This is a genomic window from Mesorhizobium sp. P2_F5, from assembly GCF_056403715.1.
Genome location: NZ_JBFUEY010000021.1, coordinates 58,080 through 71,238, shown reverse-complemented (window position 1 = coordinate 71,238; position 13,159 = coordinate 58,080). Strand labels below are relative to the sequence as shown.

Annotated in this window: 15 protein-coding genes; 7 read left to right on the top strand and 8 right to left on the bottom strand. The window is 64.3% G+C overall.

The window, feature by feature from the left end; translation table 11 throughout:
* The first annotated feature begins 55 nt into the window (after nt 1-55).
* Entirely contained in the window at nt 56-1,039 is a 984-nt protein-coding gene (gene mbfA / locus AC1DYO_RS25630) for an iron exporter MbfA (protein ID WP_477267215.1), read from the top strand.
* Nucleotides 1,040-1,201: 162 nt separating this feature from the next.
* Here the strand turns inward: mbfA and AC1DYO_RS25625 are convergent, their stop codons facing one another.
* The 3 genes from AC1DYO_RS25625 to AC1DYO_RS25615 all read right to left on the bottom strand — a co-directional run bounded on the left by AC1DYO_RS25625 (nt 1,202) and on the right by AC1DYO_RS25615 (nt 2,188).
* Nucleotides 1,202-1,546: an antibiotic biosynthesis monooxygenase family protein gene (locus AC1DYO_RS25625; protein ID WP_477267214.1), complete on the bottom strand. Its 345-nt coding sequence runs from the start codon at nt 1,544-1,546 to the stop codon at nt 1,202-1,204.
* Complete coding sequence (locus AC1DYO_RS25620) at nt 1,543-1,899, bottom strand: NIPSNAP family protein (protein ID WP_455860291.1); 357 nt, start codon at nt 1,897-1,899, stop codon at nt 1,543-1,545. The genes AC1DYO_RS25625 and AC1DYO_RS25620 overlap by 4 nt, the downstream gene beginning before the upstream one ends.
* 85 nt (nt 1,900-1,984) lie before the next feature.
* Nucleotides 1,985-2,188: a DUF1127 domain-containing protein gene (locus AC1DYO_RS25615; RefSeq protein WP_477267213.1), complete on the bottom strand. Its 204-nt coding sequence runs from the start codon at nt 2,186-2,188 to the stop codon at nt 1,985-1,987.
* Nucleotides 2,189-2,257: 69 nt separating this feature from the next.
* Between AC1DYO_RS25615 and AC1DYO_RS25610 the strand changes: the two genes are divergently transcribed.
* On the top strand, nt 2,258-2,932 hold the full coding sequence (locus AC1DYO_RS25610; RefSeq protein WP_477267212.1) for an ArsR/SmtB family transcription factor: 675 nt from the start codon (nt 2,258-2,260) through the stop codon (nt 2,930-2,932).
* Nucleotides 2,933-3,160: 228 nt separating this feature from the next.
* Here AC1DYO_RS25610 and ligD read toward each other — a convergent pair whose 3' ends face one another.
* The gene (gene ligD / locus AC1DYO_RS25605; RefSeq protein ID WP_477267211.1) at nt 3,161-5,668 is read right to left on the bottom strand and encodes a DNA ligase D; all 2,508 of its coding nucleotides are present in this window, start codon (nt 5,666-5,668) and stop codon (nt 3,161-3,163) included.
* Between the two features lie 5 nt (nt 5,669-5,673).
* On the bottom strand, nt 5,674-6,540 hold the full coding sequence (ku, locus tag AC1DYO_RS25600; RefSeq protein ID WP_477267210.1) for a non-homologous end joining protein Ku: 867 nt from the start codon (nt 6,538-6,540) through the stop codon (nt 5,674-5,676).
* A gap of 354 nt (nt 6,541-6,894) precedes the next feature.
* Between ku and AC1DYO_RS25595 the strand changes: the two genes are divergently transcribed.
* From AC1DYO_RS25595 to AC1DYO_RS25575, 5 genes are all read left to right on the top strand, one after another.
* Complete coding sequence (locus tag AC1DYO_RS25595) at nt 6,895-7,035, top strand: hypothetical protein (protein ID WP_023672040.1); 141 nt, start codon at nt 6,895-6,897, stop codon at nt 7,033-7,035.
* Nucleotides 7,036-7,214: 179 nt separating this feature from the next.
* Entirely contained in the window at nt 7,215-7,640 is a 426-nt protein-coding gene (locus AC1DYO_RS25590) for a thiol-disulfide oxidoreductase DCC family protein (protein WP_477267209.1), read from the top strand.
* Between the two features lie 65 nt (nt 7,641-7,705).
* Nucleotides 7,706-8,554, top strand: coding sequence for a DUF4166 domain-containing protein (locus AC1DYO_RS25585; RefSeq protein WP_477267208.1), 849 nt, complete (start codon nt 7,706-7,708; stop codon nt 8,552-8,554).
* Nucleotides 8,555-8,693: 139 nt separating this feature from the next.
* A complete protein-coding gene (locus AC1DYO_RS25580) occupies nt 8,694-9,068 on the top strand; it encodes a YciI family protein (RefSeq protein ID WP_477267207.1) in 375 nt (124 codons plus the stop codon).
* Complete coding sequence (locus AC1DYO_RS25575) at nt 9,065-10,312, top strand: RNA polymerase sigma factor (protein WP_477267206.1); 1,248 nt, start codon at nt 9,065-9,067, stop codon at nt 10,310-10,312. Before AC1DYO_RS25580 ends, AC1DYO_RS25575 begins: the two co-directional genes overlap by 4 nt.
* A gap of 36 nt (nt 10,313-10,348) precedes the next feature.
* Here AC1DYO_RS25575 and AC1DYO_RS25570 read toward each other — a convergent pair whose 3' ends face one another.
* From AC1DYO_RS25570 to AC1DYO_RS25560, 3 genes are all read right to left on the bottom strand, one after another.
* The gene (locus tag AC1DYO_RS25570; protein WP_477267205.1) at nt 10,349-10,975 is read right to left on the bottom strand and encodes a glutathione S-transferase family protein; all 627 of its coding nucleotides are present in this window, start codon (nt 10,973-10,975) and stop codon (nt 10,349-10,351) included.
* A gap of 328 nt (nt 10,976-11,303) precedes the next feature.
* On the bottom strand, nt 11,304-12,284 hold the full coding sequence (gene cysK / locus AC1DYO_RS25565; RefSeq protein ID WP_477267204.1) for a cysteine synthase A: 981 nt from the start codon (nt 12,282-12,284) through the stop codon (nt 11,304-11,306).
* Nucleotides 12,285-12,470: 186 nt separating this feature from the next.
* Nucleotides 12,471-13,088: a LysE family translocator gene (locus AC1DYO_RS25560; RefSeq protein ID WP_477267203.1), complete on the bottom strand. Its 618-nt coding sequence runs from the start codon at nt 13,086-13,088 to the stop codon at nt 12,471-12,473.
* Nucleotides 13,089-13,159 lie beyond the last annotated feature (71 nt).

The following is a 13,159-nucleotide window of genomic DNA, read 5'->3' as shown; positions in this document are numbered from 1 at the left end:
CCGGAGAGACGGCAGCGCCTAGTTTAGAACCATTCTAAACTAGGGTGAATTTATCATGCTTTCCCGCGTCTTCGGTTTCGGCCGCCGTCCCTTCGAAACGCTGTCGGAACAGGAGATCCTGGCGCTGGCGATTTCGTCGGAAGAGGATGACGGGCGCATCTACCGCGCCTATGCCGACGGGCTGGCGGAAAGCTTTCCGCAATCGGCGAAAGTGTTCGAGGCGATGGCGGAGGAGGAAGACGGCCACCGCGACGCGCTGATCGAGCTCTACCGCAAGCGTTTCGGCGAGCGCATTCCGCTGCTGCGCCGCGAGCACGTGAAAGGCTATTATGAGCGCAAGCCCGACTGGCTGGTGCGGCCGCTGGGCATCGAGCATGTGCGGCGCCAGGCCGAAGAGATGGAGCAACAGGCCTATCGCTTCTATGTCGAAGCGGCCAAGCGCACCAGCGACGCCTCGACCAGAAAACTGCTCAACGACCTCGCGGTGGCGGAGCAAAGCCATGAGAATTCGGCGCATCGGCTGGAGCAGAAACTTGTGCCGGGCGCCGTCAAGGACGAAGAGGCAAGCGCCGAGCAGCGCCAGTTCATCCTGACCTATGTGCAGCCCGGGCTGGCCGGGCTGATGGACGGCTCGGTGTCGACGCTGGCGCCGATCTTTGCCGCTGCCTTCGCCACCCACGACACCTGGCAGACGCTGCTGGTCGGCCTTGCCGCCTCGATCGGCGCCGGCATCTCGATGGGCTTTACCGAGGTCGCCTCCGACGACGGCAAACTGTCGGGCCGCGGCTCGCCGATCAAGCGGGGGCTCACCGTCGGCATCATGACGACACTGGGTGGGCTGGGCCACGCGCTGCCTTACATCATCCCGCAGTTCTGGACGGCGACGGCGGTGGCAGCCGTGGTGGTGTTCTTCGAATTGTGGACAATCGCCTTCGTCCAGAACCGCTACATGCAAACGCCGTTCCTGCGCGCGGCGTTTCAGGTGGTGCTGGGCGGTGCGCTGGTGTTTGCAGCCGGGGTGCTGATCGGGAATGCGTAGCTCCTCTCCTCCCCCCCTTATGGGGGAAGGTGGCCTCGCGAAGCGAGGTCGGATGAGGGGTGTTCCAGGGAACACAACGTCTCACTCCGCTGGAACACCCCTCATCCGTCTCGGCGCTGCGCGCCGATCCACCTTCTCCCACAAGGGGAGAAGGAAGAATCGCTACCCATTCACCACCCGACTATCCGCCGGCGCTTCATCCCTTTCCGTCAGCCCGTAATCGCGCACCACATGCGCGATCCTTAACCGGTAGCCGGCAAAGATTCCGCCGCGGCCGGCCTGCTGCGCCTGCCGGTGCTCTTCCGTGTTGCGCCAGGCCTTGACCGCTTCCTCGTCGCGCCAGAAGGACAGCGACAGGACGCGGTTGGGGTCGACCAGGCTCTGAAAACGCTCGATCGAGATGAAACCGTCTATGCCGTCGAGCAGCGGCCTGAGTTCCGCGGCGATGCCGAGATAGGCATCGCGCTTGCCCGGCGCCGGCTCGACCTCGAAGATGACAGCGATCATGCTTCCTCCTTCACCGCGGTCTGAAACAGCTGTCGCGGTCCATGCGGTCCGGACACCAGCTTCAGGAAGATGCGGTCTTCTTTCAAGATGAACTTTTCCCGGCGCGCGAATTCGTAATTGGCCTTGCCCGCCGGATCGGCGGCGAGCCGGGCGCGGTAGGCTTCGTAGGCAGCCAGGCTGTCGATGTTGTAGGCGGCGTAAGCGGTGGTGGCCGAACCCTCATGCGGGGCGTAGTAGCCGATCAAATCGGCGCCGCAGCGCGGAATGGCTTGGCCCCAGGCCTTGGCATATTGCTCGAAGGCCGCCTTGCCGAACGGGTCGATCTCATAGCGGATGAAGCAGGTGATGGTCATGTCGGTCTCCTTGGTTTCTGCGTCGATGGTTCGAGCGGCGTCGAAACGTTGTGCCGCCGGGTCTGCTAGGCAAAGGCGCCGACGGTCAGGCCTGCCAGAAGGATTTTGCGCATTCGCGGCGCACATCCTCCCGGCTCAGGCCAAGGTCGCGCAGCAAATGGTCGTCGACCTCGGCGAGATCGAGCCGCTGCAGATGGCGGTCATACCAGCGGGCGAGCAGCCGCCGGTGCAGCCAGGTCACGAACGGAAACGGCTGACGGCTGGCGAGTGGGGCGGAAGCGGTTGGCATCGGCGTTCTCCTTGATCTCGCCCGACAATAATGATTATCTGACGAGAATGCTTCGATGGAGACCTAACTATGCGTGAAGGACCAGACATTGCCCGCATCGCCAGCCTAGTCGGCGATCCGGCGCGGGCAAACATGCTGAATGCGCTGATGGGCGGCACGGCTTTGACGGCCAGCGAACTGGCGCTGGAAGCCGGCGTGTCGCTGCCGACGGCGTCCTCGCACCTGTCCAAATTGATGGAGGGCGGGTTGCTGACCTTGGCCAGCCAGGGCCGGCATCGCTATTACGGCCTCGCCGGGCCGCAGGTCGCCGGCATGATCGAGGCGATCACCGGCGTGGCCGAAGCGGTTGGCCCCAAGCGCGTGCGGCCGGGGCCGCGTGACGGCGCCATGCGCGTGGCCCGCGTCTGCTACGACCACCTCGCCGGCGAACAGGCGGTGGCAATGCTGGACCGGCTCGTCGCGCGCGACATTCTTTTGCGCGACGAGAAGGAGATCCGGCTCGGCCCGTCGGCCCCATCGCATTTTTCGGCCATCGGCATCAATGTCGACGCCAAGCCCCGCCGCCCGGTGTGCCGCGCCTGCCTCGACTGGAGCGTACGCCGCTCGCACCTCGCGGGAACGCTGGGTGCGGCGATTCTGGACAAGATTCTGGCGGAGAAATGGGCAAGGCGGGAGAAGGATAGCCGGGCGGTGGTGTTTTCACCACCGGGGAAGCAGGCGTTTGAGAGGGTGTTTTTGGGGTGAGATGTTGGCGCTGATTTCGCAACGCCGGCRGGACAGCGCCCCCCTCTGTCCTGCCGGACATCTCCCCCTCAAGGGGGGAGATTAGCAGCTTCGTGGTATCGCCCGTCTTGCAGCGTCAGTGATTAGCGAAAGCCGAGGTTACATCCAATCTCCCCCCTTGAGGGGGAGATGTCCGGCAGGACAGAGGGGGGTGTGAAGGATCGCAACGTTTGCGAATGTGCCGATGGCTTACCCCCGCCTCAACACCTTCGCCTGCTTGAAGAAATCCACCCACGGATCGGCCTTCTCCAATTCCTTCAGCGTCGTCTTGTCGCCGATCGGAAACGCATTCGGCGCCAGTCCCTTCTCCACTTCCGCCCATGTCACCGGGATCGATACCGTCGCACCCTTCTTCGCCCGTGAGGAATAGGGCGCAACCGTGGTCGAACCCCTGCCGTTGCGTAGATAGTCGACGAAGATTCTCCCCGTGCGCGCCTTCTTGGACAGCGTCGCCGTGTAGCGGTCGGGCGCCCCCTGTTCCAGCGCCTTGGCGAAATCATGGGAGAAGGTTTTGACTTCCTCCCAATCCGCCGACGGCTTCAGCGGCACCAGCACGTGGTAGCCTTTGCCGCCCGACGGCTTGACGAAATTGGGCAGTGACAGATCGTCGAGCTTGCCCCTAATGTCGAGCGCCGCCTCGCGCACCGCCTTGACGTCGACGCCCTCGTCAGGATCGAGATCGAAAATGATCTGGTCCGGCTTTTCCAGCGCGTCGATCGTGCAGCCCCAGATATGGACCTCGACCACGCCATACTGGACCAGAGCGGCGAGGCCGTCGAAATCGCGGATGAACAGGATTTCCTCGCCGTCGGTCGGGTCCTTCATCCGGGCGATCTTGTCGCTCATGCCGGCCGAGGCGTGTTTCTGGAAAAAGCGCGGGCCGCCGATGCCGTCCGGCGCTCGCACCAGGCTGAGCGGCCGGTTGACGACGAACTGCTCCATACGCGGCCAGACCAGCGCGTAGTGCTCGAGCAAGGCCTGCTTCGATATCTTTTCGTCGGGCCACAGCAGCTTGTCGGGATGGGATAGTTTCACGCTGGTGGTCATTGCCCCAGCTTTGGTCCCGGCAGCCTTGCCGGCGCCGCCTGCCGCGCGCTTTGCCTTGCTGTCGGCCTTCGATGGCTTTTCCTGCACGACTTCCTCCGCCGGCTTGTCCTCGCGCAGTCCCTGGAACGACGCGTGGCGTATTATACGGTCGGAGGTCCAGCTGCGGAACTCCACTTCACCGACAAGTTCCGGCTTGACCCAGACCAGGCCCTTGCCCTTCGGCACGGCGGCTGAAAACGGCGACGATTTTGCCTTCAGCGCATCGAGCTTTTTCTTCAGCTCGGTGGCGCCCTTGACCGAAAAGCCGGTGCCGACACGGCCGGCATAGTGGAGCTTGCCCCCCTCGTGATAGCCGACCAGCAGCGAGCGCAATCCGCGGCCGGTCTTTTCCGAGGGCAGATAGCCGCCGATGACGAATTCCTGGCGCGCCGTGCATTTGGACTTTACCCAGCTCGGGCCGCGGCCGCTGCGATAGGGTGCGTCGGCGCGCTTGGAGACAATGCCTTCGAGCCCCATGCGGCAGGCGTGCTGCAGCATGATCTTGCCCGGTTCGGCGAAATGGTCGCTGAAACGGACGGCGGCATTTTCAGCCGGCTCACCAAGCAGCTCCTGCAGAGCCTGCTTGCGCTCGACCAGCGGCTCGCGGCGCAAATCCTTGCCGTCGAGCCGCATCAGGTCGAACACATAATAGGTGAAGCGGTTGGTGCGATTGGCCGACAGATCCTGCTGCAGCAACGCGAAGGAAGAAACGCCGCTGTCGGCCAGCACGACGATCTCGCCATCGATGATGGCGTCGCTGCATTTCAGCTGGGCGAGCTCCGCAATGATCTCAGGACCGAATTTGTCCGTCCAGTCGAGGGCGGTACGGGTCAGCAGCCGCACCTCGGTGCCGGCGATCTGCGCCTGCATGCGGTAGCCGTCGAATTTGACCTCGTGCAGCCAGTCCTTGCCGGGCGGCGCATCGCGTTCCAACGTCGCCAGCTGCGGCTCGATGAAATCGAGACGCTTGCCGGCCTTCGCCTTGCTGGAGGCGGCGGGCTTGTTGGAGTGCCAGACTTTCGGTTTCTTGCCGTCGGCGGTCTTGCCTTCCGCGACCTGCTCGATGGTGAGGCCTGACTTCACCGATTTCGGCGCATCCTTCAGAATGTCCTCGCCGGGACGGGCGGCGGCATCGTGGGATTTGATCAGCAGCCAGTTGTCGCGTTTTTCGCCCGCGCGGGGTTTTAGCCGCACCAGATGCCACAGGCCGTTCAGCTTCTTGCCTTTGAGCTCGAAAGAGATGTGGCCCTTCTTCATCGCTTTGGCGGGGTCGATCTCGGGCGTCCACGTGCCTTCGTCCCAGACGATGACCGTGCCGCCGCCATATTCGCCCTTGGGGATGGTGCCTTCGAAGGATGCATAGTCGATCGGGTGGTCCTCGACATGCACGGCCAGCCGCTTTTCGTGCGGGTCGAGGCTCGGGCCGCGCGTCACCGCCCAGCTCCACAAGACGCCGTCATGCTCGAGGCGGAAATCATAGTGCAGCCTGGTCGCGTCGTGCTTCTGGACGACGAAGATGCCACCGGCCTGCTTGCCGCGCGTGACCTTGCCGGCAGGCTCGGCTGTCTTCTTGAAGTCGCGCTTGGACTGATACTGTTCGAGGCTGGCCATGGCGCTTACGCCGATTTGCGCTTGGGCGCGGCGGCTTTCGGCTTGGCGCGTTTGGCCGCCGGCCTGGCCTTCTTCGCCGAAGTCTTCGCCGCGCCGCCATCCGACAGGCTCTTCTTCAGCGCGTCGAACAGGTTGACGACATTGGACGGTTTGGGCGCCGCCTGCGGCTGCGGCGCCTTCTTGCCGGCCTTCTTGGCGCGGATCAGTTCGAGCAGCGCATCCTCATACTTGTCCTCGAATTTCGACGGATCGAACTTCGCCTTCTTCTTGTCGATGATGAGTTCGGCCAGATCCGTCATCTCCTGGTCGGTCTTCACCGCCTTGATATCGCCGAAGACGGTGTCCGGCTGCCGCACCGTGTTGTCGTAGCGCAAGGTGGTCAGTACCATGCCTTTGCCGAGCGGCTCGATGACCACGGGCCGTTCTCTGGCGTAGAGCACGATGCGCGCCAGGCCAGCCATCTTCTTGCCAGCCATGGCGTTGCGGATGACCGAAAAGGCTTCCTCCGACACCTTGTCGGCCGGCGCGACGTAATAGGGCGTGTCGAGATAGATCTGCTCGATCGAGGCTTTGTCGACGAAGCCGTCCAGCGCCATGGTGTGCGAGGACTCGATCTGCACCGCGGCGATCTCGTCTTCCTCGATATGGACGAAGTCGCCGTCGTCGAGTTCGTAGCCCTTGATCTCATTGCCTTCGTCCAGCGGCTTGCCGGTTTCGGCATCGACATAGATGCGCTTGACCGTGTTGCCGGTCTTGCGGTTGAGCACCCGGAACGAGACCTTTTCGGTGTGGGTGACGACGTTGGTCAGTTCGACGGCGCAGGTGACCAGCGACAGTTTCAGATAGCCCTTCCAGGCGGGGCGAAGTGCCATGGCGAAACTCCTGCGCGATGCGGTTCAAGCGAGAACGGGCAAAGCCCGTTCCGGTTCCGGGCGCTGCCAGAGGAGCTTTCCGGCCGTGCGCACGGAAATTTCGCAGGGCACGCCGAAATTGAAACAGAACCGCGCCCAAGCGACATCGAGACGAAACATATGTGATGCAAAAGTCACAATGCCGGAAATGGCGACGAACCACACCGAAAGACCCCGAGATAGCCGCATTCCGGCCACGAAGCGACGGGTTTTCGACCGAAGATTAACATCGTGTTCACCGACTATTCACGCCTCGACGCTATGATCCCCGCAATCGGACGGGACATCCGAAAATCGGGACAGGGACTAAGTAAAATGAAATTCTGGGGCCACATCGCCGGCTATGCCGCCGCCATCCGCGAATTCATCGCGCCGACCTATCGGCCGGAGCGCTATTACATGCGCGGCCCGGGCCCGGCCTGCGCCCGTCGCGGCAGCTCGCTCGGCGCGCACTGATCATGACGTTCGAAACGCGTCACAACAGCCGGATCTGCAGACCGGCCGCCGACCACCGCGCAACCACTTATCGCGCCGAGCGCCCCGCGCTGGCCGCGAGAGGCCGTGCGACAACGCCGCGGCTTTGATCTCGTAGCCGGCAGGCTTAGTGTCGACTGACATGAGCTGCCGGATGTCCCGTGACTTCTTCTCCTGAACCCGTCGATGCCAGCCAGCCATTGATCGTTTTCGATGGTGTCTGCGTGCTGTGCTCGGGCTTCGTGCGCACGGTTGTCCGGCTCGACCGCAAAAACCGCTTCCGCTTCGCCACCGCGCAGTCGCCCTTCGGCGAAGCGCTGTTCCACAAATACGGACTGCGCACCGACAGTTACGAGACCAATCTCGTCCTTGTCGGTGGCGCTCCTTTTATGCGGCTGGACAGTTTCATTGCCGTGATGGCCGAACTCGGCTGGCCGTGGCGGGCGGCGAAAGCCCTGCTGCTTCTGCCGCCCCCTTTGCGCGACTGGCTCTACGAACGCATCGCCAAAAACCGCTACGCCATCTTCGGCCGCAAGGACAGTTGCGAGATCCCGTCCGCCGTGACGCGCGAGCGGGTGATCGGCTAATCCCATGTCGCCCAAAGGTGACCTCGGTTTTTTGGGAAAACGACAGGCATAAAAAGAGGGTCGCGATGAGGCTTCTGGTCGTCGGCGGCTATGGCATTTTCGGCGGCCGCATCGTGCACTTGCTGGAGAGCGAGCCGCGCCTGACGCTGATCGTCGCCGGGCGCTCGCTGGCCAGGGCCGAAGCCTGGTGCAAAACCCACACCGGCGCGGCGGCGGAACTGGTGCCGGCTCCAGGCGCGCGAGCGGCGGTGCGTGACCTCGAGCTCGACGACTATCAGGCGCTGTTTGCCAGCAAGACGATCCATGCCGGCTTCAGGGACGACACTGCCGACGTCGAAGCGTCGCTTTATCCACGAGTGGTCGGCGACGCCTGGCAGGATCTGCCCGCAGAAATCCGCGCCATGCATGAGCGCGTTGGAGCGGCTGAGGGACGCGGGAGTGTTGAGCGCGGCGAAGGCATCCTTAGCCGGCTATCCAGCTGGCTGGTCGGATTTCCTCCCGCCAGTGCCGACGTACCGGTCCATGTCCGCTTCAATGCTGGCAAGGATGGTGATATCTGGACGCGAACGTTCGGCGCACACACTTTCGCCAGCGACCAGTTCACCGGCCGAGGCCGGTCGCAGCGGCTGTTGTGCGAGCGCTTCGGTCCGCTGAGCTTCGCCATGGCGCTGGTGGCGGCGCAGGGAAGACTGTCGCTGGTGCTACGCCGCTGGAGCTTTCTCGGCGTGCCGCTGCCGATGTGGCTCTGCCCGCGCTCGGCATCCTATGAGAGCGTCGAGGACGGCCGCTTCCGCTTCCATGTCGAAATATCGCACCCGCTCACCGGGCTGATCGTGCGCTATCGCGGTTGGCTGGAACCAGCCGACTCGCAAGGCTCCAGACAACCCCAGGAGTCTGTCGCGCTGGGCAATTAACGCCATCGGCAAGCTTGTGTCCTTGCGCAATACGCCGCCAGGGACGAAGATTTTTCCAGCGCCTGTCGAAATCGGGTGAGGCCGCGCGACATACGTTCGGCCCGCAACGATGCGGCCCTGAAAAACAAGGGAGATGACCATGCAGTATCTGCTTCTTATCTATTCCAACGAAGCCGCAATGGCCGCCGCACCGAAGGAGGCGGCCGTCCAGATGAGCGCCGCCTATGGCGCCTATACCGAAGCGATGAAGAAGGCCGGCGTGTTCTTGGCCGGGGAGCGGTTGAAGCCGACGAAGATAGCGACCACCGTGCGGGTGGCCAGCGGCAAGACCAATGTGATTGACGGCCCCTATGCCGACACCAAGGAGCAGCTCGGTGGCTACTATTTGATCGAGGCGCCCGACATGGACGCGGCGATCTCGTGGGCGGCGCGCTGTCCGGGTGCCGGCACCGGCACGATGGAAGTGCGGCCGATCTGGCCGATGGCAGAATACATGCCAGCATACACTGCGTGACAGCCGGTAGACCAGACACTGCACGGGCGGCGGCGGAAGCTGCTGCCCGGCAGAGCTACGGCAAGCTGGTTGCCTATCTCGCCGCGCGCACGCGCGACGTAGCTGGCGCCGAAGACGCGCTGGCCGATGCCTTTGCCGCAGCCCTTGAACGCTGGCCGCAAACCGGCGTGCCCGAAAAGCCTGAGGCCTGGCTGCTGGCGGTGGCGCGGCGGCGCAGCGTCGACGCGGTCAGACGCCGGCTGACCAGCGAGGCCGGGCGCGACCACCTCAAGCTGATCGCCGAGGAGATGGAGGCGCGCATGACCGACGAAGACCTGCCTGACGAGCGGCTGCGACTGATGTTTGCCTGCGCCCATCCGGCGATCGAGGCCGGCGTACGGGCGCCGCTGATCCTGCAGACCGTTCTGGGCTTCGATGCGGCAACGATCGCTTCGGCCTTCCTGGTGTCGCCGGCGACGATGAGCCAGCGCCTGGTGCGCGCCAAGTCGCGTATCCGCGAAACCGGCATCCCGTTCCGGGTGCCGGAGCGGGCCGAGCTCGGCGAGCGGCTGGACACGGTGCTGGAGGCGATCTACGCCGCCTTTGCCGAAGGCTGGTCCGACCCGGCCGGCACCGAAACGCGAGGGCGTAACCTGGCCACCGAAGGCATCTGGCTCGGCCGGCTGGTCGCCTCGCTGATGCCGGACGAGCCGGAGGCGCTGGGGCTGCTGGCGCTGATGCTGTTTGCCGAAGCGCGGCGGGCGGCGCGGCGCAACGCCGGCGGGGACTATGTGCCACTGGCCGAGCAGGATCTTGCGCTGTGGGATGATGCCTTGATCGACGAAGCGGAGGCTTTGCTCAGGCACGCCGCCGGCAAAGGCGTCATCGGCCGCTACCAGCTTGAGGCGGCCGTGCAATCCGCCCACACGACACGGCGGCTGACCGGCCGGACCGACTGGGTGGCGATCCGGGAGCTTTATGATGCCTTGTCGGTGATTGCCGGTTCGCCCGTGGTGGCGATCAACCGCGCTGTGGCGATTGCCGAGGCCGAAGGTGCTGCGGCGGGATTGGCGGCGCTTTACGTGCTGGGTGACGACAAGCGGCTTGACGACTACCAGCCCTATTGGGCGGCCCGCGCCGGTCTGCTGGCCAGGCTCGGCAACATACCGCAGGCCAGCGAGGCCTATGACCGGGCGATCGGCCTCGAGCGCGACCCGGCCGTGCGCCGGTTCCTGCAGGGAAAGCGCGCGGCTCTCCGAAATTGAGCGGCGGGAGATAGAGCCTCGAAGCCAGCAATTCGCTCAGGCCGGCCACATCTCGTGCGCTGTGTTGAGCCGCTTCATCAGCGGGTGTGCGCGCAACGCCGACCATAGCCTTTCGATATTTGGCCAATCCGCCCGCGCCTTGTCGATATCCGGGTGCCAGGCCACCAGCATGACGAGATAGATGTCGGCCAGCGACATCGCGTCGCCGACCAGCCAGTCTCGGCCCTGAAGTGCTGCATCGACAATGGCGAAGCCGCGGTCCATCTCGGCAATGGCTGCCTGCTTGACGGCTTTCTTGCCGTCGGCATCGGTGGTGTAGCGATGGGCATAGTAGAGGCGCAGGATGGCGGGATAGAGCGCCGATGACATGAACGCCATCCAGCGCAGGAAGTCGGCGCGGTCCGGCGATCCGGCGGCCGGCGCCAGACCCGCCTCCGGGTGGCGCTCGGCAAGCAGGATGCAGATCGCCGCCGATTCGGTTATCGATTGACCATTGGGCAAGGTCAGCACCGGAACCTGGTTCAGCGGGCTGATGTCGAGGAAAGCCGGGTCCGGCGGGTCCTTCTTTGGCACATCGATCTGGTCGAACGGCGCGCCGGCCAGCGCCAAAGCGGCCTCGACGACGAAACCGCCACTGCCCGGGCGCGTATAAAGTCTGTACATCAAATCCTCCCCCTGCCCGCACGAAGCAGGCCGGGGCGATTTGACCCGGAAGCTGGGTTCCGCTCAAGCCGGCGGTTGACGCCACGGCCAGTTTTTCGGCGGTCCAGAGCTAATTCGAGACTTTCAACGCTGGAGGGACAGCACCCCCCTCTGTCCTGCCGGACATCTCCCCCTCAAGTGGGGAGATCGATGTCACGACGGGTTTCGCCAATCGCCAAAGTTGCTGATTAAGCGGAGCGGCGAAGCTTCCAATCTCCCCCCTTGAGGGGGAGATGCCCGGCAGGGCAGAGGGGGGTCGCGAAGGATCGCGACGAACCGGAAGGAAGACCTACGACCCCAGCCCATCAAACAAAATCGTCGACAGATAGCGCTCGGCGAAGGACGGGATGATCACCACCAGGTTCTTGCCCTTGTTCTCCGGCCGCGAGCCGACGACGATGGCCGCCTGCAGCGCGGCGCCCGACGAGATTCCGACCGGCACGCCTTCGAGGCGGGCGACGAGGCGGGCATTGGCGACCGAATCCTCGTTGGAGACCTTGACGATCTCGTCGTAGATCGACGTGTCGAGGATCTTTGGCGCGAAGCCGGCGCCGATGCCCTGGATCTTGTGCGGGCCGGGTTGGCCGCCCGAAAGCACCGGCGAAGCCTCCGGCTCGACGGCGACGACATGCACCGAGGGCTTGCGTTGCTTCAGCACCTGGCCGACGCCGGTGATGGTGCCGCCGGTGCCGATGCCGGCGACGAAGATGTCGACGCCGCCATCGGTGTCGTTCCAGATCTCCTCAGCCGTGGTGCGGCGATGGATCTCGGGATTGGCCGGGTTTTCGAACTGCTGCGGAATGACGGCGTCGGGCAGGGTGGCGGCCAGTTCGTCGGCCTTGGCGATGGCGCCCTTCATGCCCTTGGGACCTTCGGTCAGCACCAGTTCGGCGCCGAGCAGCGCCAGCATCTTGCGCCGCTCCACCGACATGGTCTCGGGCATGGTCAGGATCAGCTTGTAGCCCTTGGCGGCGGCGGCGAAGGCGAGCGCAATGCCGGTGTTGCCGGAGGTCGGCTCGATCAGCGTCGTCTTGCCGGGCTTGATGCGGCCCGACGCTTCCAGCGCCTCGATCATCGAAACACCGATGCGGTCCTTGACCGAAGCGATCGGGTTGAAGAATTCGAGCTTGGCCATAAGGTTGGCAACGACGCCTTTCTCCTTGGCGAACTTGTCGAGCCGCACCAGTGGCGTGTCGCCGATCGTCTCGGTGATCGAGTTGTAGACGCGACCGCGGCCGGGCACGCGCGGCGAAGAGACGGGCTTGTTCATTGGTTTCGCTCCCAAATCAGGCAATTGGTCAGGCAATTGGCATCGGCGGACAGAATAGGGCTTTCGACCGCGCAAGATAGGCTGCCGGCCGAAAATATCGAGTGGGGCGCTTGCTGAAAACGCGCCTCGCCCGGAAAGGCATTTTCCGGATGGCCCGATTGGCGGAATGGATTGGCCGAAACCGATCTACTGACGGGCCGCAATGGCTGCAGCGGCACCAACCATGAAGCCGGCGGCGGTGCGGTTCAGCGCCTTCAGCGCGCGTGGCGATTTCAGGAACCAGCGCGCCTTGGCGGCCAGCGCCAGATAGGGCACCAGCACGACGAAGAGCACGATCACGGTGAGCGCGACCAGGATGCCGTAGTCGGCGAGCGTGATGGTCTTCAGGTCGACGATGGTCGGTGTGATGGCGAGGTAGAAGATCATCGTCTTCGGATTGCCCAGCGTGACGGTGAGGCCGGCAAGGAAGCTCGATACCAGACCACCCTTGCCTTTCCTGGCCTCGACAGTTTCGGGCGTGATCCCCGCGGTCCAGAACCGCCAGCCGAGGAAGGCGAGATAGGCGACGCCCAGCCATTTGATGGCGAGGAAGACCATGCCGAAGGTCTGCGCGACAAAGGCAAGGCCGAGCACGACGGCGGTGAGATAAATGAGGTCGCCGAGCATCAGGCCGAACGACATGGCCAGCGATGAGCGGAAGCCGGAACCGAGCGCCCGCGCGACAAGCGCGGTGACGCCGGGGCCGGGAATGGCGGCGGCGATGCCAAGCGCGGCACTGTAAGCGAGAAAGCCGGTGAGCGTCATGACGGTTGCACCCCGTGAACGGCCCCTGATGCCATGAAAAGCGGGCGAGGGTAAAACGGATTCGATTGCGC